Source organism: Sphingorhabdus sp. YGSMI21 (assembly GCF_002776575.1).
Lineage (GTDB): Bacteria > Pseudomonadota > Alphaproteobacteria > Sphingomonadales > Sphingomonadaceae > Parasphingorhabdus.
This window is the reverse complement of the sequence record NZ_CP022548.1, coordinates 704,865-727,862: the sequence shown is the minus strand read 5'-3', so window position 1 is coordinate 727,862 and position 22,998 is coordinate 704,865. Positions and strand designations below refer to the sequence as shown.

The window sequence follows — 22,998 nt, the reverse complement described above, 5'->3', positions numbered from 1 at the left end:
TATTTTACCCTAAGATTTTGTGCACTTCGCGTTCGATATCGTCCTGGCTGAACATCCAGGCCTTTTCGATCGCGGGAGAGAAAGGAACTGGTGCATAGCCGGAGCCGACGCGGCCCACGGGTGCCTTCAGTTCGGAGAAAAGTTCTTCATGAATGCGCGAGGATATTTCGGCACCCACACCGAAATTCCGGACCGCTTCATGAACGACGACCGCTGCCTTGGTCTTGGCGACGCTTTCCAGCACGGTTTCTTCGTCAAATGGCGCGATCGTGCGGAGGTCGACAATCTCGCACGAGATGCCGTCGTCCGCCAGCTTCTCTGCGGCGGCGTGGCAGCGGCTGATGCTGCTGCCATAGCCGATCAGCGTGATGTCCGTGCCTTCGCGAGGAACCGATGCCTTGCCGAGCGGTACCACGTGGTCCGGTGCGGGGGCAGGGCCCTTGACGAAATAGCCTGGCGTATTCTCGATGAAGATCACCGGATTGGGATCCATGATCGAGGAGTAGAGCAGACCATAAGCGTCAGCCGGATTGGAGGCAGCGACGACTTTCAGTCCGGGCACGTGCGCAAGCCACGCTTCGAGCATATCGCTATGCTGGCCACCAAGACCGGTACCGGCACCGGTGGTGGTGCGGATGGTCAGCGGGACGGTCGTCTGCCCGCCCGACATGAACCGCAGCTTGGCCGCGTGGTTGACGATCTGGTCCATGGCAACGGTGATGAAGTTCATCAGCATGATTTCCGCAACCGGCTTGTAGCCGACCATCGCGGAGCCCACTGCAGCGCCGACAATGGCCTGTTCGGAAATCGGGGTGGAACGGACGCGGTCGGTGCCGAATCGCTCGGACAGGCCGAGGGTGACCTTGAACACGCCGCCGCCTTGCTCGTCGGCGATGTCTTCGCCCATCAATATGACTTTGGGATCATCTTCCATCGCTTTGGCCATGGCCATGTTGCAGGCCTGGGCGAACATGATGTCTTTTGGTTTCTCGCTCATGCTGCAATCTCCACGTCGAGGACATCGATGCGATATTCGTCGCCCGGAGGATAAGGTGTATCCAGCGCAAATTGTGACGCTTCTTCGATGATTGCGGCATTTTTCGCCTCAATCGCTGCAATATCGGCTTCGCTGATCTGCAGGTCGAGCAATTGCTGGCGCAGGATCGGCATCGGATCGTCCTTCTTCGCCTGCTCCATTTCCTCTTTCGGAATATAATGGCTGGTGTCGCCGAGCAGATGGCCGTGGAAACGGAAGGTCATCGCCTCGATTAGGGTCGGTCCATGGCCTGCCCGCGCATATTCGACGGCTTCTTTCGCAGCAGCATACATGGCGCTGGCATCATTGCCGTTCACCTGGACAGAACGCATGCCCAGGCCTTCGCCGCGCTGCTTGATCGAATCCGAACTGGTCGCAAATGCCATCGGTGTATGTTCGGAATAGAGATTGTTCTGGCACAGGAAAATGACGGGCAGTTTCCAGATCTGCGCCATGTTCAGCCCTTCGTGAAAGGCACCGATATTGGTCGCGCCATCACCGAAGCAGCAGACCGTGACCTTGCCGTCCTTGTCCAGCTGGCTGGCTAGCGCGAGGCCGTTGGCAATGGGAATGCCGGACCCGACGATACCGGTGGTCACCATCACTCCGGTTTCGGGATGGGTGATATGCATCGGTCCGCCCTTGCCCTTGCAGGTTCCGGCCATCTTGCCGGCAAATTCGGCCCAGAGATCCTTGGAAGGGATGCCCTTGGCGAGCTGGTCGTGCAGGCCGCGATAGATCGTAACCAGATAATCTTCCTTGTTCACCGCGGCCATCATTGCCGACGAGACAACTTCCTGTCCGCGCACAGGATAATAGACGATTTGCAGTTGACCCGCTCCGATCATCTGACGGAATTTGATATCCGACTGCATGATCAGGTCGGCGCGGGTGAAAATATCGATGAGGACGTCTTTGTCCGCCATGTCACTATTGGCCAAGGCTTTGCTCCTTTGTAATGCGGCCCTCTGGAGGGGACGCTTTCCTTAAAAACTTCATAGCGCGAGCGGCCCGACCCGCCACTATTGTTATAGGGAGTGAGCCGCGAACAGGCGAGCTCCGGACCGGACGATCTCTGTCCGGTACTATGGGGGAAAAGCGCCGGTCATGCGCGGAAAATATTTCCGCCAACGGCGCGTGACCGCCGTTTTAATCGATCAGCTATCAAAGCTGGCAGTTCGGTTGAGCGAAGAAATCCGTCTAACAAGATTTCAAGTCTTCCAATGGAGAGAAAAAATGACCGACAACAGGCAATGGTTGATCAACGGACGTCCCAAGGGGCGCGGGCTGGTGGACGATGATTTCAAAAAGGTCGTCACCGAGGTTCCGGAATGCGCCGAAGGCCATGTGCTGGTGAAAAACGAGATATTGGGATTCGATCCGGCGCAAAAAGGCTGGATGGAGAATATCGGCGGCTATGTTGCGCCGACAGAGATCGGCGAGGTTATGCGCGGATCCGGTATCGGCACCGTCATCGAATCACGTCATCCCGGCTATTCGGCTGGCGACAAGGTGATGGGAATGCTGCGCTGGCAGGATTATGCGCATGTGCCCGGCGGCGAATTGCACAAGATTCCCGATGACGATCTTCTTGCGGCCAACCTGGGTGCGCTCGGCACGACCGGCATGACCGCCTATTTTGGCCTGCTGAAGCACGGCCGGCCCCAGCCCGGTGATACGGTTGTCGTGTCCGGCGCGGCTGGCGCGACCGGCTCGATGGTCGGGCAGATTGCCAAAATTGCCGGCTGCCGCACCATTGGCATCGCTGGCGGTGAAGAGAAATGCAAATGGCTGACCGACGAAGTTGGCTATGATGTGGCCATCGACTATAAGAATGACGATGTCCGGGCGAAGCTGAAGGAGCATTGCGCCCAGTCGATCAATGTCTTTTATGACAATGTCGGCGGCAAGATCCTGAACGACGCGCTGGCCCATATTGCCATGCATGCCCGCGTTGCGATCTGCGGTGGTATCTCCCGTTACGAACAGGGCGACATGCCGGCCGGTCCTGAAAATTACTTCAACCTGATCTTCAAGCGGGCCAGCATGTCGGGCTTTATTGTATCCGACTATGCAAGTGAATTTCCCGAAGCGCAAAAGCGCATGCGGCAGTGGATCAAGGAAGGCAGAATAACCTTCAAAGAAGATATCCAGGAAGGCTTTGACAATATTCCGGCCACATTGAAGCGGTTGTTCGCGGGCCAGAATTTCGGCAAGCAAATGCTCCGTCTGGACTGATGGTTAGGATGATATCGCTAACTAAATGCGCAGTGCCCGCATCATGCCGGCTGACATATGACATGGTTGTCACGAGAGGTTAAGTCATGAGCGATCTAGAAAATTTCCGCACGGAAGTGCGGGCATGGCTGCAGGAAAACTGTCCCGAGGAAATGCGCGACGGGGATATTACTGCCGAAAACCAGTGCTGGGGCGGGCGGCAATGGGAATTCCAGTCCGAAGCCCAGAAAGTCTGGTTCGAGCGGGCCTTGGCAAAAGGCTATACGGTACCGACCTGGCCCAAAGAATATGGTGGTGCCGGACTTTCGGCCGACGAAGCCAAGATACTGGATGAAGAGCGTCAGGCCATCGACGCCCGCAAGCCGCTGAGCAATTTCGGTATCTCGATGCTCGGCCCCGCTTTGCTGGCTTATGGTACCCACGAACAGAAGGCGCAGCACCTAACCGCAATCGCGCGCGGCGAAATCCGCTGGTGCCAGGGCTATTCCGAGCCGGGAGCCGGTTCGGATCTCGCGTCGCTCAAGACCAAATGCGAGGACAAGGGTGATCACTGGCTGATCAACGGCCAGAAGATCTGGACGTCCAACGCCGATATTTCCGACTGGATATTCTGTCTGGTGCGGACCGATTTCGATGCTCCCAAGCACAAGGGCATCACGTTCATCCTCATGGACATGGCGAGCGAGGGGATCAGCGTGAAGCCCATCGTCCTCATTTCCGGCCATTCGCCCTTTTGCGAGACATTTTTCGACAATGTCAAAGTGCCGAAAAGCTATGGCGAGAATAATGCCTCGGTCGTCGGCGAGGTCAATCGCGGCTGGGATGTGGCGAAGAATCTGCTGGTGCACGAGCGCGGCATGCTCGGTACGATGTCGCCCCTGCGCGGCACCAGCGGACCGGAGAGCCTGGGCAAATATGCAGCCGAGAAAATCGGTCTCGATGCTTCCGGTCGTCTGGACGATCCCGCATTGCGCCAGAGCATCGCGCAGGCGGAACTGGACAATTGGGCTTATAATCTCACAGTCGAGCGGCTCACGGATGAAGCCAATGCCGGCAATGGTCTGGGCGCGAAATCCTCGATGCTCAAATATGCTGCCTCGGAACTCACGAAGCGCGGTACCGAATTGCGTATGGACATAGAAGGCACGACTGCGGCCACCATCGGTGAAGATGGCATTGAATATGGCAGTCTGGCCAATAACTGGCTCTATAACCGGGCCTATTCGATCCTCGGCGGTACCACCGAAGTTCAATTTAACATCATTTCCAAGCGTGTCTTGGGATTGCCGAGCCAATAGGGCGAATTTGTCATGCCGTTGATACTGAGCGAAGAACAAGAAATGCTGCAGGATGCAGCGAACGGTTTCCTGGCCGAGAAAGCGCCCGTGTCCGCCTTCCGCAAGGTGCGCGACAACAAGCCGGCGGACGGTTTCTGCCGCGAACTATGGTCCGAGATGGCGGAGATGGGCTGGGCCGGAATCATCGTCGAAGAAGAACATGGCGGCAGCGGCTTCGGCTATGTCGGTGCCGGGGTGCTGGCCGAACAGATGGGCCGCAATCTGACCGCCTCGCCTTTTTTCTCCACGTCCGTTCTGGGCGCTACGGCGATCCAGCAATATGGGACGGAGAAACAGAAAGAGGAAAATCTGGCGGCGATCAGCAGCGGTGAAAAGCTCTATGCGCTGGCCGTGGACGAGGGCCCGCGGCACAATCCCAGCCGGATTGCTTTTTCCGCCAAGCCGTCGGGCAACGGCTTCACTCTCTCCGGGGCCAAGACTTTTGTTGCCGATGGCCATGTGGCCGACAAGCTGATCATCGCGGCCCGTACTTCGGGAGAGCAGGGCGATCCGCAAGGCATCACGCTGTTTCTCGTGGACGCCAATGCGCCGGAAATCACGCGCGAATATACGCCGATGGTGGATAGTCGCAACGCTGCCAATATTTCGATCGACGGCCTTGAGGTTACCGGGGACGACATTTTGGGCGAACTGGATGGCGGCTATGGCGCGCTCGAGGGTATATTGTCGGCCGGCCGTGCCGTGCTGAGCGCGGAAATGTCCGGTTCGGCCCAGCAGGTTTTCGGGGTGACTACCGACTATCTCAAGGAACGCGAGCAATTCGGCCAGAAAATCGGCTCTTTCCAGGGGTTGCAGCATCGGGCCGCCCATCTGGCAACCGAGATTGAAATGATGAAATCGGCGGTGCTCAAATCACTCAAGGATCTCGATGCGGATTTCGACAATGCCGGCATGACCTGTTCGCTGGCCAAGGCCAAGACCGGTCAGGTCGCTCAGCTGGCGACCAAGGAGGCCATCCAGATGCATGGCGGGATCGGCGTGACCGACGAATATGACGTCGGGCTGTATTTCAAGCGGGTCCATGTCGCCCAGCAGATGTTTGGCGATGCTGGTTTCCACAGTGACCGCTGGGCAAAAAATTCCGGTTTTTGATCGATTCTGGAAAGGTCTAGGCGGTCTTCACCGTAACATTGGCAGGTCCAAAATGCGCAGTCATCTTGTCGACTTTGCCGTCCGGGTTAAACTCGAAAATATCGATGACTTCCACGACCAGAACCGCTCCGCCTTCCTGGTTGATCTCGGCGCGGAACGGAAAGGCCGCTGCTTTTGCCGAAATGCGCACGGGGCCGGTCAGTTCCACTTTCGCGCCGCCGGAAAAGGCATTGGTGTAAAATTGCAGGATATCGTCGCCACGCTTGGGCTCTGTGCCGGCCGGATCCTCGACCGCAGCGTCATCGGCATAGATTTCCATGACCGCGTGCATGTCGCCATCGTTGATCGCGGCCAGATACTGGTCGACAATTTGCTTCATATATTCCGGAGTGAGCATCATGCATCCTTTCGCATTATAGATAGCGGGAACTAGAGCGCCGGGGCAGGATAAGCCTCTGCTGAATTTGATAGGGAGAAGAATATGTCGGGTCAATTGGAGGGGAAGATCGCCATTGTCACCGGGGGAGCGTCCGGTATCGGAGCCGCGACGGTCGAGCGCTTTGTCCGGGAAGGCGCCAAAGTGCTGTCTACCGACGTACAGGAGGCCCTCGGCCAGTCGGTTGCGGAGGAAGCGGGCGCCTTGTTCATGGTGCAGGATGTTGCCGACGCGCAATCCTGGGATGGAGTGATGGAGAAGGCGCGCAGTGAATTTGGCCGGCTCGATATCTTGGTCAACAATGCCGGAATCGTGATCGGCAAGACTATCGAGGATGTCGATCTCGAAAGCTGGCACCATTTGCTCGGGATCAATCTGACCGGGGTGATGCTCGGTTGCCAGAAGGCGATTGCCGCGATGAAAGCCAATCCCGGCGGCTCCTGTGGTTCGATTATCAACATCGCATCGACCAGCGCTTTCGCGGCGCTCCCCGGTGATGTGACATACACGGCTTCCAAAAGCGCAGTGCGCATGTTGTCCAAATCGGTGGCCGTCCATTGCGCGCAAGCGGGATTGAATATCCGCTGCAACAATCTGGTCCCCGGCGCGACCCATACAGGGATTATCGACACGGCCGCCAAAAGCGTTCCCGGGATGGTCGAAATGGCTGCGGCCATGTCGCCGTTGAACCGGATCGGGCAGGGCAGTGATCTGGCCGCTGCCGCAGTATATCTGGCCAGCGATGACAGCAGCTTCGTCACCGGTAGTGACCTACTGGTCGATGGCGGCATGCTGGCGGTACATCCGGGCTACTAGCGCGTGAATATCCTAGCCGTTTTGGCAGTTATTTGCCGCCCGCTTTCCCCCTTATAGGACTCGCATAAAAGGAGAGATCTTCGTGAGTGCACAACCGATTGCTGACAATCTGTTTACCGATGACATGAGCGCGCTATTGGGCGCGCGCAACAGGGAAACCGGCCAGATATTCTTTCCGCTGCCATTGACTCCCGATGACAATATCGAGCCGGTGGCGCTCGGTACGCGCGGAACCGTCTGGACCTATACGGTCCAGCGATTTCCGCCCAAGCCGCCCTATATCGGACCGACCGATCCGGAGAAGTTCAAGCCCTATGTGGTCGCCTATGTCAGCCTGCCGGGCCAGACGATGGTGGAATCGCGATTGACCGGTGTTGATCCGGATGATGTCCAAATCGGCATGGAGGTGGAATTTACGGTGATCCCGCTGGATCCCGAAGCGCCGCCCGAAGAGCAGAAGCTCATTCATGCCTTCAAACCTGTCCAGGGAGAATAATCATGTCAGACGTTTGCATCGTAGGAGCAGGCATTCACCCGTTCGGCCGGACCGAAGGGCGCGATGGCATGGACCAGGGCATTTTCGCCGTACGGCAGGCGCTGGCCGACAGCGGCATCGAATGGAAAGATGTGGAGTTCGCTTTTGGCGGATCGGCGGCTTCGGGCAGCGCGGACAATATGGTGTCGCAGCTCGGCCTGACCGGTATCCAGTTCATCAATGTCTCCAACGGCTGCGCAACCGGCGGATCAGCGCTCAACGCTGCGGTGAGCGCGATCAAGTCGGGTGAATATGAAATGGGCATGGCGGTCGGTTTCGACAAACATCCGCGCGGTGCTTTCAACGCCGATCCGTCGGCTTACGGACTGCCAAACTGGTATGGTGAGGCCGGCTATATGCTGACCGTCCAGTTTTTCGGCGCGAAGATCATGCGCTATCTGCACGAGCATAATATCAGCCGCGAGACATTGGGGCGAGTTGCCGAAAAGGCATTCCGCAACGGGGTGAAAACCGATCACGCATGGCGACGCAGCGAAGTGGACCTCGACACGATCATGAACGCGCCGATGATCTGCGATCCGCTGACCAAATATATGTTCTGTTCACCGGCCGAAGGCGCCGTGGCGCTCATTCTCGCGAGCGAGAAAAAGGCCCGGGAACTGGGCGTGCCGATCATCCGGCTCAAATCTTCGGTGATGCGCACACGGCCTCCGGGCTCGTTCGAAGTATTTGCCGCATCGATCGACAACGAGCGCGGCGGTACCGCAACCGAAATCGCCTCCAAGGCTGCTTTCGAACAGGCCGGCATGGGCCCTGAAGATATTGATATCGCGCAATTGCAGGACACCGAGTCCGGTGCGGAAATCATGCATATGGCGGAAAATGGTTTCTGCAAGCCGGGCGATCAGGAACAGTGGTTGCTCGAAGGACGCAGCGATATCACCGGTGAATTGCCGATCAATACGGATGGTGGCTGTCTTGCCTGTGGCGAGCCAATCGGCGCTTCCGGCTTGCGCCAGGTTTACGAGAATGTCGTGCAATTGCGGGGAACGGCGGGAGCGCGGCAGGTGCCGGGCGATCCGAAAACGGCCTATACGCAAGTCTATGGCGCGCCGGGCGTATCTGCCGTAACGATTCTCCAAAGATAGGAGATTCGATGACCAAAGATATTAGCGCCGAGGCGCATGACATGGCTGAACGGGTTGAGAAATTCGTTCGCGACAAGATTTTTGCTTTTGAAAAAGACGAGCGTTGCGAGGACCATGGTCCGACCGACGGTCTGGTGCAGGAAATGCGCGCGCTAGCCAAAGAGGCCGGCGTTCTGACACCGCATATCCGCGAGGACGGCAGCCATCTGACCCATCTGGAGACAGCGCTTGTTCTGCGCAAGTCCGGATTGTCGCCACTGGGTCCGCTGGCGGTAAACACGTTCGCGCCGGACGAAGGCAATATGTATCTGCTCGGCAAATGCGCCTCGCCGGAGCAGAAGGAGCGGTTCCTGGAACCGCTGGTGTCCGGACGGGAACGCTCGGCCTTTTTCATGACCGAACCGGCCAGTGAAAATGGTGCGGGTTCCGACCCGATGATGATGCAGACGACCGCGAAGCCGGACGGCAATCATTGGGTGATCAACGGTCGCAAGACCTTCATCACTGGTGCCAAAGGCGCGAAGGTCGGGATCATCATGGCGAAATCCGACGAAGGCGCGACGATGTTCCTCGTCGACCTTCCCGATCCTGCAATCAGGATCGAACGGGTGCTGGACACGATCGACAGCTCGATGCCGGGCAGCCATTCGGTGGTGCAAATCGACAATCTCCGCGTGCCGGCCGACCAGATGCTTGGCGAAAGCGGCGAAGGCTTCAAATATGCGCAAGTGCGATTGTCTCCGGCCCGCCTGACCCATTGTATGCGCTGGCTCGGCTGCTGCGACCGGGCGCAGGAAATTGCCATTGATTATGCCTGCAAACGGCAGGCCTTTGGCAAGCCGCTGATCGATCATGAAGGCGTTGGTTTCATGCTGGCGCAGAACCAGATCGATCTGAAGCAGGCCGAACTGATGATCGACTGGTGCGCCACGGTGCTCGACACCGGTGCATTGGGAACAACCGAGAGCTCGATGGCAAAGGTTGCCGTTTCCGAAGCCTTGTTCCGTATCGCCGACAATTGCGTGCAGGTGATGGGCGGTACCGGACTGAGCAAGGACACGGTCGTCGAACAGGTGTTCCGCGAAGTGCGCGCCTTCCGTGTCTATGACGGCCCGACCGAAGTCCACAAATGGTCGCTCGCCAAGAAAATCAAGAAATCCCACAAAATCGCGAACGAAGGATAATATATGACCAAGAACCGCAAATTCACGCTTGTCAGTCGCCCGGTAGGCGAGCCCAAGGAAAGCGATTTTGCGCTGGTCGAAGAAGACTTGCCGGAGCTGTCCGACGGTTCGTTTCTGGTGCGCAACCATTATATCTCGCTTGATCCGGCCCAACGCGGCTGGATGAGCGATGCGGAAAGCTATATGCCGCCGATCGCTTTGGGGGCTGCGGTCACTGCCAGCAGCGTCGGTCGCGTCGCCGAATCCAAAAACCCGGATTTTCCAGTCGGACAATGGGTTGTCGGTCTTGGCGCGATGGAGGAATATTCGGTGGTGGAAGCCGGCGGTTTTACATCGCCGGTAGATGCTTCGCTGGTTCCTTCGCCGACCAATTTTCTGTCGGTACTCGGCGCGGTCGGGATGACCGCCTATTTCGGCATGATCGATGATGGCAAGCCCAAGGCAGGAGACACATTGCTGGTGACTGGTGCGGCCGGTGCGGTTGGTTCGCTGGTTGGCCAGATCGGCAAGATCAAGGGCTGCCGTGTTATCGGTATTGCTGGCGGCGCGGACAAATGCCGTCGCCTGACCGAAGATTATGGTTTCGATGCCGCCATCGATTATCGCGGCAAGAGCCAGGCCGAACTCGAAAAGGAAATTGCGGCGGCTGCTCCCGATGGTGTCGATATCATCTGGGAAAATGTCGGCGGTGAAATTCTTGACGCCGGGATTACTGCGATCAACGAATATGGCCGTGTCGTACTCTGCGGCTTGATTAGCGAGTATAACAGCCCCGAACCGGTCGGTATCCGCAATCTCTGGTATCTGATCTCGCGTCAGGCGACGATCAAGGGCTTTCTCGTCCGCGATTATCCGCCACGTTTCGCCGAAGGCATTGCCGAAATGGGTAAATGGCTCGCCGAGGGGAAGATCAAGCATGACGAAGATATCGATAAGGGCATTGAGAACAGCTATGCTGCTTTCATGAAACTTTTCTCCGGGGCCAATCAGGGCAAGATGATCCTCGACGTGTCGCCGGAAGACTAAGGGAGAATTTCGCCATGGCCGACAACAAGCAACAGGTGCTCGATTTTATCGATGCGTGGAACCGGCTGGATTATGACGCGATCTACGCGGCCATGGCGGACGATATTTTCTACCATAATATCCCGATGGAACCCTGTGTCGGCATCGATGCGGTGAAGGCCTTTTTTGACGGTTCGGGCATGGGCTCCGACGGCGCGGAATGGATCGTCCACCATATCGTTGCCGAGGGTCAGACCGTTCTTACCGAGCGGACCGACAAGTTCCGGATCAACGGGCAATGGATTGCCATCCGCGTTATGGGCACGTTCGAAATGCGCGACGGCAAGATCGCCAAATGGCGTGACTATTTCGATCTCGCGGAATTCCAGAACCAGATGGCGGCAGCCATGGGTGCTGCCGCCTCCTGAGATTAGGCAGGCTTATACAGCACCCCGTTGTCGACCGGATATTCACCGGCAGTCATGAAGCGGGATTCATCGCTCGCCAGATAGACGCATAGAGCGGCAACATCGTTGGGGTGGCCCAGTTCGCCAATCTTTATCATTCCGGTTTCCGGCGTTTCTCCGCCACCAGCGCCAACGGCTTCCTGACGCACCATCGGCGTATCAATGCCGGCGGGATGCAGGCTGTTGCAGCGGATCGGATAATCCTGTTCCTTGCAGTGCAGGGCCACCGATTTGGTCATCGACCGCACGCCACCTTTGGCGGCGCTATAGGCGACAAAGGGCGAATAGCCCTGCAAGGCCGCCATCGAACTGAGGTTGATGATCGAACTGGGCTGGTCATTGGATTTCATGGCCCGGACCGCGCTGCGGCACCCGAGGAACACGCCGTCGAGCATGACGGACGTCTGCTTGCGGAACAGTTCGAGCGAGCAATCCTCGATCGTGCCGGGAATGACCAGCCCGGCATTGTTGACCAGAATATGCGGCGCGCCGAAAGCGTCGGCCGTAGCCGCGAATATTTCGTCCCAGCGCGCCTCATCGACAACATCCTGCTGCAGCGCGATGGCATTAGCGCCGATCGCGTCCGCCACTTTTGTCGCGGCTTCGATATCAATATCGGTCAGAACGACTTGCGCGCCTTCCTCGGCGAATGTTTCACTGATCGCCTTCCCGAGTCCGGAACCGGCGCCAGTTACGATTGCAATTTTTCCACTGAGGCGAGCCATTTTCTTTTCTCCGATTCTGAATTCCTGGCGCCTATAGGCGGGGAGTTTCCGGCCGACGCAATCCCTATTATCGTTAGCACTATCGCTAGGACCGTTGCCGTTTAGCTGCGTGAAACGTACAATTGTTGCGCAAAAAACACAGTTCTCCGTATTTGCTATCAAATTGGCTAGCAGAGCGATCCGGAACTGCGGCTTAAGATAATCCCACAATAAGGCGGAAAAACCGCCAAAAATTGGAAAGGTACCGACGGATCAGGTCGGACCATTTTGGGAGAGAGTAATGACCAGATATCCGCTACGCCACAAATCCGTCCTGAAATCCAGAGCGATCCGATCGCTTCTGCTGGGTTCCGCCGCCGCAACCGCCTGTGCGGGTCTCGCGTCGCCGGCAATGGCTCAGGATTCCGACGAGATCGACGAGTCTACGGTAATTACGGTTATCGCGCGCAAACAGACTGAAACATTGCAGGAAGTCCCGGTAACCGTAACTGCAATCGGCAGCGATACGCTGGAAAAATATCAGGTCAATGAAATTGCCGATGTGGTCAGCCGCGTGCCCGCGTTGAACGTGCAGGTTGGCGGCTCCGGTTCGGGCGGCCAGATCAGTCTGCGCGGTGTTGGTTCTTCCAACATATCCGCTTCTTTCGACTCCGCGGTCGCTTTCGATTTTGACGGTGTCCAGGTCAGCACGATGCGGATGGTCCAGGCCGGCTTCTTCGATGTCCAGCAGATTGACGTCCTCAAGGGGCCGCAATCGCTGTTCTTTGGCAAGAGCGCCTCGGCAGGCGTGTTCGCGGTTCGGTCTGCCGATCCCACTCCGTTCTGGGAAGTGGCCGGAAAGGCATCCTACGAGTTCGAGGAAAAAGCCTATACGGTGGGCGGGCATATTTCCGGTCCGCTTACCGAAACGCTTGGTATCCGCGTCGCTGCGCAATATCAGGACATTGATGAATATGTGAAGCTTGCCCCGGACACGGCCGCTTTCAATCCGGATGGCAGCATCCGCGATGCCCGTGGACTGCAGAGCTTTGTGAGCCGCGTAACCCTGCAATGGGATCCGGTCGACAATTTCAGCGCCAATCTGAAGTTGAATTATGTCAAAAATGAAAATGACGGCGCGGTTGGCCATTCCGATATCAATTGCGGCGCCAACGGGGTGGCGGATCCTGTATATCTGCTCTCCGGCGGTCTGGTCATTCCTTCCAACGCCGACTGCAACGACAGCGATGGTCTCTACCATCACTCTGACGGTGCCGCTGCTCTGACCGGTCAGCTTCCCGACGGTTCGGCCGGAAAGCCGCGTTTTGAAAACGGCGTTCCCTATGGCGAGACGGAAATTTTCTTCGGCAGGCTCAAATGGGATCTCGATCTCACCGACTCGCTGACCCTGTCATCGGTTTCCGGCTATCTGAGCCTCGATGCGGTAGATACCGACTGCTATGCCTATGTCGGTCAGTTTTCGCCCACCGTACCGGCCAATGCCGGCTGTAGCGATCCGCAGAACAAAACGGAGCAATATACGCAGGAACTGCGTATCTCCAGCGACTTTGACGGAATGTTCAACTTCATGGTCGGCGCTTTCTACGAAGACCGCACCATCGATTTCAATACCTCGCAACAGGGTGTGAACATCTCTTTCGTCGGACCCGATCCGGTCACCGGCAATACCTATGACTGGTTCAAGAAGCAGAATACCAAGACCGAGGCGCTGTCGCTATTTGCCAGTGCGACCCTGGATCTTACCGACCAGCTGGAACTGTCCGGCGGGATCCGCTGGACCGACGAGAAAAAAGTCTCGCGCATCAGCGTTCCTTATGTCCACACGTTCCTTTCCGCGACGCCGGCCTTTATCAGCAGCGGCTTTTTCTCCGGGCCGATTACCTTCAAGGACTCCAATTTCTCGCCTGAAGTCTCGCTGAAATATCAGGCGACGCCGGATATCAATATCTATGGTGCGTTCAAGACGGGTTTCAAGTCAGGCGGTATTGACAACAGTGCGCTGCCATCGAACAGCCTGCTGGGCTTCAACGATCCGGATCCGGCCGTCCGTCAGGCGGTTGCAGACGCGCTGAAATTCAAGTCCGAGACGGGCCTTGGGGGTGAAGTAGGCGTCAAGGCGCAGTTTGCAGACCGGACCGTCACGTTGAACACCTCGATCTTCTATTATGTGTTCGACGATCTGCAGGTGCAGAATTTCGATGCCGCCACGGTCCAGTTCCAAACCTTCAACGCCAGCCAGCTGACCAGCCAGGGTGTCGATGTCGAATGGGGATGGCGCACGCCGGTCGAGGGCCTGAATCTCTCCGGTTCGATCGCTTATACGGATGCCAAGTTCACAGCGCCCTTCGTGACAACCTCGGGTGAGGATATCGATGGCCGCAGAGCGGCGCGCGCGCCGGAATTTGCTGCCAACGCGGCCTTTGACTGGACGGTACCGATGGGGGACTCGATCGAGCTCGGTCTCAACGGCAACATTCAGTATAGCGGTTCCTATTTCACCAATGAGGATTCCATCTCGGATCTCAAGCAGGACAGCTATGTGTCCATCGATGGCTCGATCTCGGTCGGTGATCCGGAAGGCAAATGGAAGCTGTCGCTGGTCGGGGTGAACTTGACGGATGAAATCTGGATCAACACCAGCGGCGGTCGTCCGTTCCTTGAACCGGGCGTCGGCGACGATCTTGTGGTCACGCAGAACCGTGGTCGTCAGGTCTTCGTGGAGGCCGCCTTCAAGTTCTGATAGACGCTTCTGTTGAACAAATCGGGCCGGGGCAGCGCAAGCTGATCCCGGCCTGTCAATTTTGGTAATAGGGCAACGCTCCAAATAGCGAAAGTGACAGTAGCAGGCACCAAGGGACCTGTTAGTCGCTTGCAATTAAGGCGGCAAATAAAAAGCCGTCAGTTTTGGATGTACCTCAGGTTCATAGCTGAGGTATTTTTTTTGGAGGTTCTTATGAGTTCACAATCGACACGTCTTGATACAATATTGCCCCGCAATTCCGTCCGGGGGTTGCTGATGGGTTCGGCAGCGAGTCTGGCCTTCGCCGGCATCGCCGCACCAGCCCATGCACAAGACGCTGCCGAATATGACGACAGCAATGTCATTACCGTGATCGCGCGTAAGCAGACCGAAACCTTGCAGGAAGTGCCTGTGACCGTCTCCGCCATCGGAGGCGATACGCTGGAGAAATTCCAGGTCAATGAAATCGCCGACGTAGTCAGCCGTGTGCCCGCGCTCAATGTGCAGGTTGGTGGCTCCGGTTCGGGCGGCCAGATCAGCCTGCGCGGCGTCGGGTCATCCAATATTTCCGCAGCATTCGATTCCGCCGTTGCCTTCGACTTCGACGGTGTCCAGGTGAGCACGATGCGTATCGTGCAGGCCGGCTTCTTCGACGTGCAGCAGATCGATGTCCTGAAGGGGCCCCAGTCGCTGTTCTTCGGCAAGAGCGCCTCGGCCGGTGTTTTCGCCATCCGTTCCGCCAATCCCACGAGGAGTTGGGAAATGGGCGGCAAAGCTTCCTACGAGTTTGAAGAAAATGGCTACACCGCCGGTGGTTATATTTCCGGTCCGGTTACCGACACGCTGGGCATCCGCGTGGCTGCGCAATATCAGGATATCGAGGATTATGTGAAGCTTGCGCCGGGTACGCCAGCCTTCAATCCCGATGGAAGCATTCGCGATTCCCGCGGAATCAGCAATTTCATCAGCCGCGTGACCCTGCAATGGGATCCGGTTGACAATTTCAACGCCAATCTGAAGTTGAACTACGTCAAGAATAAGAGCGACGGCGCCATTGGCCATACCGATGTGAACTGCGGCGCCAACGGCGTGGCGGATCCCGTTTATCTGCTCCAGGGTGGGCTTGTCATTCCGTCCAATGCCGATTGTAACGACCGCGATGGCCTCTATCATACATCCGACGGTGCCGCGGCGCTTGTGTCGAACGTACCAGCGGGTTCCGGTGGTGACACGCGCTTTGAAAATGGCGTTCCTTATGGCGAAACGGAGATTTTCTTCGGGCGCCTGAAATGGGATCTGGACATCTCCGACTCGCTGACCCTGTCGTCGGTTTCCGGCTATCTCAGCCTCGATTCCATCGATACGGACTGCTATGCCTATGTCGGGGAAATCGCGCCGGGCGTTCCGGGCAATGCGGGTTGCAGCGACCCTGTCAACAAGACCGAACAGTTCACCCAGGAACTGCGCGTTACCACCGATTTTGACGGCATGTTCAATTTCATGGTCGGCGCATTTTATGAATCGCGGGACATTGATTTCAACACCTCGCAACAGGGCGTGAACATTTCCTTTGTCGGACCGGATCCGGTCACCGGATATACCTATGACTGGTACAAGAAGCAGAACACCAAAACCGAAGCGCTTTCATTTTTTGCCAGTGCGACGCTGGACCTGACCGAACAGCTGCAGATTTCCGGTGGTGTGCGCTGGACCGACGAAAACAAGACCAGCCGTATTTCCGTGCCCTATGTCCACACATTCCTGTCATCGGGCCCGGCGTTCATCCAGAGCGGCTTCTTCTCCGGACCAATTGAATTCAGCGATGACAATTTCTCGCCTGAACTTTCGATCCGTTATCAGGCTACCCCGGACATCAATATTTACGGTGCTTTCAAGACCGGTTTCAAATCCGGCGGTATCGACAACAGCGCTTTGCCATCTTCCAGCTTGCTGGGCTTCAACGACCCGGATCCCGCCACTCGTCAGGCTGTAGCCGATGCGCTGAAATTCAAGTCGGAAACCGGTCTCGGTGGTGAAGTCGGCGTCAAGGCACAATTTGCCGACCGTACGCTGACGCTCAACACTTCGGTTTTCTACTATGTGTTTGATGATCTTCAGGTGCAGAATTTCGATGCCGCTGCGGTCCAGTTCCAGACGTTCAACGCCAGCCAGCTGACCAGCCAGGGTGTCGATGTCGAATGGGGATGGCGGACGCCAGTCGAAGGTCTGAACCTTTCCGGTTCGATCGCCTATACCGACGCGAAATTTACCGCTCCGTTCGTGACGACCTCGGGTGAGGACATCGACGGCCGGGCCGCAGCGCGTGCGCCAAAATTCGCTGCCAATGCTGCCTTTGACTGGTTTGTTCCGCTGGGCGATGCCCTCGAACTGGGACTGAACGGAAACCTCCAGTATAGCGGATCCTATTTCACCAACGAGGATTCCTTCTCGGATCTCAAACAGGACAGCTATATTTCCATCGATGGTTCCGTCTCGATCGGCGATCCCGAAGGAAAATGGAAGTTGTCGCTGGTTGGCGTTAACCTGACCGACGAAATCTGGATCAACACCAGCAGCGGTCGTCCGTTCCTCGAGCCAGGCGTTGGCGACGATCTCGTGGTCACGCAAAATCGCGGCCGCCAGGTATTCGTGGAAGCTGCTTTCAAGTTCTAGTCAACTCCCGTTGATTAATCTGGGCCGGGTTGACGCGAGTTGATCCGGCCCTTTTTTTACGCAGGGCAATAGCCATTGTGAGAGTAGTGCCCAGTTGGTGAACGGCTAATATGGCGCAACGCATAACAACTGGATTGGAGGAGCAAGTCTATGGGACGTCTGGAAGGAAAAAAGGCGATAGTTTTGGGGGCCGCAGGTCGCGACAATATGGGGCAGGTGATTGCCAGGCGGTTTCGCGATGAAGGCGCCGATGTGCTGGTCGCGGGGCGCAAGGAAGAAGAACTGAAGCGCTTTGCCGAAGAGATTGGCGGCCATTATGCGCTGTGCGATCTTACCAGCGAAGCCGATATCAAGGCTCTTGGCGAGACAGCAAAAAGCAAAATGGGCGGCGTTGATATCGCGGTTAACGCGACCGGACTGGGCTTTCTCAAGCCCTTCCTGGAAAATACCAAGGAAGAACTGGAAACCATGTCGGCGCTGCAGCTGGTCGGGCCGTTCCAATTCTATCAGGAAATGATCAAGGCGATGGGCGATGGCGGATCGTTGATCCAGATCAGTTCGGCCACGGCAACGATCATGCTCAACGACCATGCTGCCTATATGGGAACCAAGGCCGCGACCGACCATATCATTCGCTGCGTGGCGCATGAATTCGGCGAGCAGGGTATCAGGGCCAACAGCATTTCTCCCGGTCTCACGCGGACGCCGATGACCGCTGGCGTCGATCAGGTGCCGGGACTGGTGGAGTCCTTCGAAGCGCGTTATCCGCTAGGCCGCATCGGAACCAGCGACGATATCGCTGCCGCTGCTGTATTCCTGGCCAGTGACGAATGTTTCATGACCGGTGAAAATTTGCAGGTTAACGGCGGGCTGTGCCTACGCGGCAACCCCACCCGCAAGGATCAGGAACTGATGATGGGAGCTGTCGCCGCAGCTTCCTGAGCCTAGTCTATCGGCTTGAACCGCTTCTGGATGTGCGGCCGGACCTTGAGGAACTGTTTATACAGGGCTTCAAGGATCGGCAGCACGCCCGGAATGCGCGCGACTTGGCCAAGCGGCCGCATGACTGGGATGGCGCGCCACATGGCGGCAAAGGCGGCGGCGCCTGACAATATCTGCCCGTCTTCCGAAGCGTGAAAGCGGTCGAGCATCAATTGCCGGTCGAGCGGACAGGATGTGGCGGGCGTTGCGATATCTATGAAATTGATGGCATCGCGCCGGTCTAGCTTGCGCATCAGGGCGATTTCCCGAATGCACAGCGGGCACGCACCATCATACCAGACGGTGGTTACGCGGCTCACTGATCCTTCCCGTTATCGCAATCGTGCTTCATCCCTGTCTCGCCATCATCATGGCAGACAGTTAACGATCGGGATGCTCCTTCGCAATATGCCCCAAAGGCCTAAGGGCAGCAGAGGCTAGATATCCAGATTGGCGACGTTCAACGCGTTGTCGACAATGAACTCGCGCCGCGGTTCCACGACTTCGCCCATCAGCTTGGTGAAGATATCATCGGTCACGTCGGCCTGTTCAACCGTTACCTGAAGCAGCGAGCGCACTTCCGGATCGAGCGTCGTTTCCCACAGCTGTTCGGCGTTCATCTCGCCAAGACCCTTGTAGCGGGATATGGCGAGGCCCTTGCGGCCTGCGGCCATCACCGTATCGAGCAGCTCGGAGGGTCGCGTGATCAGCGTGCCTTCGGAGCCGATGCCGGCATCCTCGCTGCTATCCGCGTCACCGCTGGCCGATTTGACCAGACGGCTGCCGCTGCCATAGGTCGCGGTTTCTTCCGAGGCGAGCTGGTGCAGCTTGCGCGCTTCGGCGCTTTCCAGAAATTTCGCTTCGATGATATGGTGGTCGGTGACCCCGCGCCAGAAACGCTGGAACAGATAGCCGCCTTCTTCGGACACCTGGCCCGACCAGCGGCCTTCCTCGTCAACCTTGTCCATCCAGGCGGCGGTCGCGTCGACGGCAGCTTGCCGCTCCGCCTGCCCGTGATCCGGATTGAGAGCGCCCGTGAGGGCCATTCCCTCGACAATGGTGCTGTCGTAGCGCCGCGGCACATAGGTCATCAGACTGCGCATTCTGCGGGCATGTTCGATCAGGCCGCGCAGGTCTTCGCCGCTGCGCGCGCCCTCGGCGGTGTGCAGGACCATGCCGCTCAGACCGGCTTCGACCAGATATTGATCGAGCGCATTGTCATCCTTGAGATAGACTTCGCTCTTGCCCTTGCCGACCTTGTAGAGCGGCGGTTGGGCGATGTAGAGATGGCCGCCAAGAATGATTTCCGGCATCTGCCGATAGAAGAAGGTCAGCAGCAAGGTACGGATATGCGCGCCGTCGACGTCAGCGTCGGTCATGATGACGATCTTGTGATAGCGCAGCTTTTCAAGATTGAAATCCTCGCGGCCGATACCGGTGCCCATGGCCTGGATCAGCGTGCCGACTTCCTTGGACGAGAGCATCCGGTCAAAACGGGCGCGTTCGACGTTGAGGATTTTGCCCTTGAGCGGCAGGATCGCCTGATACATGCTGTCGCGGCCCTGTTTGGCCGACCCGCCAGCGGAGTCCCCTTCCACCAGGAAGAGTTCGCATTTGCTCGCGTCTTTTTCGCGACAGTCGGCGAGTTTGCCGGGCAGCGAGGCAATGTCCATCGCGCCTTTGCGGCGGGTCAGTTCGCGCGCTTTTTTCGCCGCTTCGCGGGCAGCAGCGGCATCGATCACCTTCTGGATGACCATTGCGGCATTCTGCGGATTTTCCTCGAGCCATTCGGCGAGCTTGTCGGCCATCAGGCTTTCCAGCGGCTGCCGCACTTCGGAGGAGACCAGCTTGTCCTTGGTCTGCGAGCTGAATTTCGGATCGGGCAATTTGACCGATACAATCGCCGACAGGCCTTCGCGCATGTCGTCGCCGGTCAGCTTGACCTTCTCTTTCTTCAGTGCGCCGGAGCTTTCGGCATAATTGTTCAGCGTCCGGGTCAGCGCCGAGCGGAAGGCCGCCAGGTGGGTGCCGCCGTCGCGTTGCGGGATGTTGTTGGTGAAGCAGAGGACATTTTCATAATAGCTGTCATTCCACTCCAGCGCGACGTCGATGATGACATCGTCGCGGTCGCCGTGGATGGCGATCGGTTCGGGGACCAGTGGCGTCTTGTTGCGGTCGAGATATTGCACGAAAGCGGCGATTCCGCCCTCGTAGAAGAGATCGATTTCCTTCACCTCTTCATGCCGTGCGTCGCGCAAGATGATATGCACGCCGCTGTTCAGGAAGGCGAGTTCGCGATAGCGATGCTCGAGCTTCTCGAAATCGAAGTCGGTGATCTTGAAGGTCGCGGGAGACGGGAAGAAAGTGACTTTCGTGCCCTTCTTGACGTCTGATGCATTGTCGGCAGGCGGCGCATCGCCGACCACTTTCAGTGGCCTTACCGCATCGCCGAATTCGAAGCGCATGTTATGCGCCTTGCCGTCGCGCCAGATGTCCAGTTCCAGCCATTCGGACAGGGCGTTGACCACCGATACGCCGACGCCGTGCAGGCCGCCGGAGACCTTGTAGGCATTGTCGTCGGAGGTATTCTCGAACTTGCCGCCAGCGTGGAGCTGGGTCATGATGACCTCGGCTGCCGAGACGCCTTCCTCGCTGTGCATGCCGGTCGGGATGCCGCGGCCATTATCCTCGACCGAGACGCTGCCGTCGGCGTTGAGGGTGATCAGGATCAGGTCGCAATGGCCGGCGAGGGCTTCGTCGATCGCATTGTCCGATACCTCGAACACCATGTGATGCAGGCCGCTGCCGTCATCGGTGTCGCCGATATACATGCCAGGGCGCTTGCGAACTGCATCCAGGCCCTTGAGAACCTTGATGGAATCGGCGCCATATTCGTTTTGATTGGAAGATTTGGAAGCATCTTCCGGCTTATCGTCATTGCTAATGTCACTCATTCCCCGACCATAGCCGCTGGAACCGGCAAACCCAAGGAAAATGTAGGATTTCGGGATATTAAAATCTTTAAAAATCAGATGCTTATATTGACTTTTATTCGCGCGGAAAATTTACGCGAAATGCCGTGATTATCAAAATGGATAGGGGGTCAAAACGGCGCGCCGGCAAGAACTTTTGAGTCCACGGCCAAAAGCGCTTTGTCGCGGCGCACCTTCGTGCAAAACAGCACCATTCTAGCCGTTTTGCGCCGAATAATGATCGAAAAGGATCCAAATCATGACCAATCCAGCCGATATGGTGCCCTTTGCCAAAACCATGGGCATCACGATTACCGAGATGGACAAGGACGTCGTGCGCGGCGAAATGCTGGTGCGGCCGGAGATTTGCACTGCGGGTAACGGAAGGGGCAGCCCCAGCATTCACGGCGGCGCGGTGATGACCTTCGCCGACGTGCTCGGCGCATTCGGCGGTTTTGCCAATCTGCCCGAAGGGTCGAACGGTACGACGACATCGGAGAGCAAAACCAATTTCCTGAGTGCGGCCCCCGAAGGCTCTATCGTCTATGGCGAGGCCACGCCGTTCAAGGTCGGCCGCCGCCAGTCGGTCTGGCAGACGAAGATCACGCTGGAGGACGGCACGCTGGTGGCCGTGGTCACGCAGACCCAGATCGTGCTGTGAGGGATTGCCATGCAATCCGTTCGTCCTGAGCTTGTCGAAGGACGCTGGAGACCGCGCAGGTGCTTCGACAGGCTCAGCACGAACGACAAGTCGGGGGTACCGATCGGGTTCAGGGCTAACGGCGGTGGGCCTTAAAGAAATCATTGCGAGCTGGGATGCAGGTCCTTCGACAAGCTCAGGACGAACGGTAGGCAGGCAGGCTTCGATCCGCTCTGCGCCCGGGCTCTTCCTGCCCAATTTATTCGCAGCTTCCCAAAGTGCCCGCTTTTGCGCTAAACCTCTGGCATGAACAGAACCCTGCTCGCCGCTTCCCTTCTATGTCTGGCAACCATCGCCTGCTCCGAATCCACCAAGGTCAGCGACGATCTGGCCGAAAGCAGCTCCTATATCGACAATCCGACCGGCCGGACCGAACGGGTCGAGACCGGCCCCACGGCCAAGCCGGTGCGCATCGGCGAAGGCGGTCCCCGCTTTGATGCCTGCCAGTCGACCGGCGAAGTCGGCCGCCATGTCAGCGGCTCGCTACCGGTGCTCAGTGCGCCCTTTGACGCCGCCGAAAAAATCGACAGTCTCGCCGCCGGCCAGACCGTCCATATCTGCACCCGCAGCATCGACCAGCAATGGTTTGGCATCGTCTATGACAAATCCTCCGATCCGGCGAACAGCACAGCGGTCGACTGCGGTGTTTCCTCTCCGGTGCGCGCCAAACGCAATTATGACGGCCCGTGCAAGAGCGGCTGGGTCGAGAGTACCTATGTGGTGCTGGTGGCGGGGTAGTTTTATCACGCGAAGACGCTAGGGCGCGAAGAGACTGGTGATTGGGGCAGTGAAGATGAGTGTTTTTACACTTGTCCCAAGGACGTCATTGCGAGCGCAGCGTGGCAAACCAGGGCGGCACGGGCTGATGATTGGGGTGAGACGCTCTGGATTGCCGCGTCGCTGCGCTCCTCGCAATGACGATGGTCTGTCC

General features: G+C 57.6%; 20 protein-coding genes. 14 read left to right on the top strand and 6 right to left on the bottom strand.

Annotation, left to right across the window (positions count from 1 at the left end):
• Positions 1-4 precede the first annotated feature (4 nt).
• Positions 5-997 carry an alpha-ketoacid dehydrogenase subunit beta gene (locus tag CHN51_RS03410; protein ID WP_100092757.1) on the bottom strand — a complete coding sequence of 331 codons (993 nt, stop codon included), beginning with the start codon at positions 995-997 and terminating at the stop codon, positions 5-7.
• On the bottom strand, positions 994-1,977 hold the full coding sequence (locus CHN51_RS03405; protein WP_240616852.1) for a thiamine pyrophosphate-dependent dehydrogenase E1 component subunit alpha: 984 nt from the start codon (positions 1,975-1,977) through the stop codon (positions 994-996). The genes CHN51_RS03410 and CHN51_RS03405 overlap by 4 nt, the downstream gene beginning before the upstream one ends.
• Positions 1,978-2,272: 295 nt before the next feature.
• Between CHN51_RS03405 and CHN51_RS03400 the strand changes: the two genes are divergently transcribed.
• From CHN51_RS03400 to CHN51_RS03390, 3 genes are all read left to right on the top strand, one after another.
• Complete coding sequence (locus tag CHN51_RS03400) at positions 2,273-3,274, top strand: NADP-dependent oxidoreductase (protein ID WP_100095408.1); 1,002 nt, start codon at positions 2,273-2,275, stop codon at positions 3,272-3,274.
• Between the two features lie 86 nt (positions 3,275-3,360).
• Positions 3,361-4,572, top strand: coding sequence for an acyl-CoA dehydrogenase family protein (locus tag CHN51_RS03395; protein WP_100092755.1), 1,212 nt, complete (start codon positions 3,361-3,363; stop codon positions 4,570-4,572).
• Between the two features lie 12 nt (positions 4,573-4,584).
• The gene (locus tag CHN51_RS03390; RefSeq protein ID WP_100092754.1) at positions 4,585-5,724 is read left to right on the top strand and encodes an acyl-CoA dehydrogenase; all 1,140 of its coding nucleotides are present in this window, start codon (positions 4,585-4,587) and stop codon (positions 5,722-5,724) included.
• Between the two features lie 16 nt (positions 5,725-5,740).
• Here the strand turns inward: CHN51_RS03390 and CHN51_RS03385 are convergent, their stop codons facing one another.
• Positions 5,741-6,124, bottom strand: a complete 384-nt coding sequence (locus tag CHN51_RS03385) for a nuclear transport factor 2 family protein (protein ID WP_206169960.1) — start codon at positions 6,122-6,124, stop codon at positions 5,741-5,743.
• A gap of 81 nt (positions 6,125-6,205) precedes the next feature.
• Here CHN51_RS03385 and CHN51_RS03380 point away from each other — a divergent pair, with 81 nt between their 5' ends.
• From CHN51_RS03380 to CHN51_RS03355, 6 genes are all read left to right on the top strand, one after another.
• A complete protein-coding gene (locus CHN51_RS03380) occupies positions 6,206-6,976 on the top strand; it encodes a glucose 1-dehydrogenase (RefSeq protein WP_100092753.1) in 771 nt (256 codons plus the stop codon).
• Between the two features lie 82 nt (positions 6,977-7,058).
• A complete protein-coding gene (locus tag CHN51_RS03375; protein ID WP_240616851.1) occupies positions 7,059-7,472 on the top strand; it encodes an OB-fold domain-containing protein in 414 nt (137 codons plus the stop codon).
• Complete coding sequence (locus CHN51_RS03370) at positions 7,472-8,620, top strand: thiolase family protein (RefSeq protein WP_206170085.1); 1,149 nt, start codon at positions 7,472-7,474, stop codon at positions 8,618-8,620. Before CHN51_RS03375 ends, CHN51_RS03370 begins: the two co-directional genes overlap by 1 nt.
• A gap of 8 nt (positions 8,621-8,628) precedes the next feature.
• Entirely contained in the window at positions 8,629-9,804 is a 1,176-nt protein-coding gene (locus CHN51_RS03365; protein ID WP_100092751.1) for an acyl-CoA dehydrogenase, read from the top strand.
• Positions 9,805-9,807: 3 nt separating this feature from the next.
• A complete protein-coding gene (locus tag CHN51_RS03360; protein WP_100092750.1) occupies positions 9,808-10,830 on the top strand; it encodes an NADP-dependent oxidoreductase in 1,023 nt (340 codons plus the stop codon).
• Positions 10,831-10,844: 14 nt separating this feature from the next.
• Positions 10,845-11,237, top strand: a complete 393-nt coding sequence (locus tag CHN51_RS03355; RefSeq protein WP_100092749.1) for a limonene-1,2-epoxide hydrolase family protein — start codon at positions 10,845-10,847, stop codon at positions 11,235-11,237.
• Between the two features lie 2 nt (positions 11,238-11,239).
• Here CHN51_RS03355 and CHN51_RS03350 read toward each other — a convergent pair whose 3' ends face one another.
• On the bottom strand, positions 11,240-12,001 hold the full coding sequence (locus CHN51_RS03350; protein WP_100092748.1) for an SDR family oxidoreductase: 762 nt from the start codon (positions 11,999-12,001) through the stop codon (positions 11,240-11,242).
• A 280-nt stretch (positions 12,002-12,281) separates the two neighbouring features.
• On the opposite strand from CHN51_RS03350, the gene CHN51_RS03345 reads away from it, so the two are divergent.
• The 3 genes from CHN51_RS03345 to CHN51_RS03335 all read left to right on the top strand — a co-directional run bounded on the left by CHN51_RS03345 (position 12,282) and on the right by CHN51_RS03335 (position 18,356).
• On the top strand, positions 12,282-14,741 hold the full coding sequence (locus CHN51_RS03345) for a TonB-dependent receptor (RefSeq protein WP_100092747.1): 2,460 nt from the start codon (positions 12,282-12,284) through the stop codon (positions 14,739-14,741).
• Positions 14,742-14,954: 213 nt separating this feature from the next.
• The gene (locus CHN51_RS03340; protein WP_164088974.1) at positions 14,955-17,414 is read left to right on the top strand and encodes a TonB-dependent receptor; all 2,460 of its coding nucleotides are present in this window, start codon (positions 14,955-14,957) and stop codon (positions 17,412-17,414) included.
• Positions 17,415-17,564: 150 nt separating this feature from the next.
• On the top strand, positions 17,565-18,356 hold the full coding sequence (locus tag CHN51_RS03335; RefSeq protein ID WP_100092745.1) for an SDR family oxidoreductase: 792 nt from the start codon (positions 17,565-17,567) through the stop codon (positions 18,354-18,356).
• A gap of 2 nt (positions 18,357-18,358) precedes the next feature.
• Here the strand turns inward: CHN51_RS03335 and CHN51_RS03330 are convergent, their stop codons facing one another.
• Together CHN51_RS03330 and gyrB are read right to left on the bottom strand one after the other, a co-directional pair.
• Positions 18,359-18,715: a DUF393 domain-containing protein gene (locus tag CHN51_RS03330; RefSeq protein ID WP_100092744.1), complete on the bottom strand. Its 357-nt coding sequence runs from the start codon at positions 18,713-18,715 to the stop codon at positions 18,359-18,361.
• A gap of 117 nt (positions 18,716-18,832) precedes the next feature.
• Positions 18,833-21,349: a DNA topoisomerase (ATP-hydrolyzing) subunit B gene (gene gyrB / locus CHN51_RS03325; protein WP_100092743.1), complete on the bottom strand. Its 2,517-nt coding sequence runs from the start codon at positions 21,347-21,349 to the stop codon at positions 18,833-18,835.
• A gap of 277 nt (positions 21,350-21,626) precedes the next feature.
• Here gyrB and CHN51_RS03320 point away from each other — a divergent pair, with 277 nt between their 5' ends.
• Positions 21,627-22,028 (top strand): PaaI family thioesterase, encoded by a 402-nt coding sequence (locus CHN51_RS03320; protein ID WP_100092742.1) that lies wholly within the window; start codon positions 21,627-21,629, stop codon positions 22,026-22,028.
• A 285-nt stretch (positions 22,029-22,313) separates the two neighbouring features.
• A complete protein-coding gene (locus tag CHN51_RS03315; protein WP_100092741.1) occupies positions 22,314-22,805 on the top strand; it encodes a hypothetical protein in 492 nt (163 codons plus the stop codon).
• The last annotated feature ends 193 nt before the right edge of the window (positions 22,806-22,998 follow it).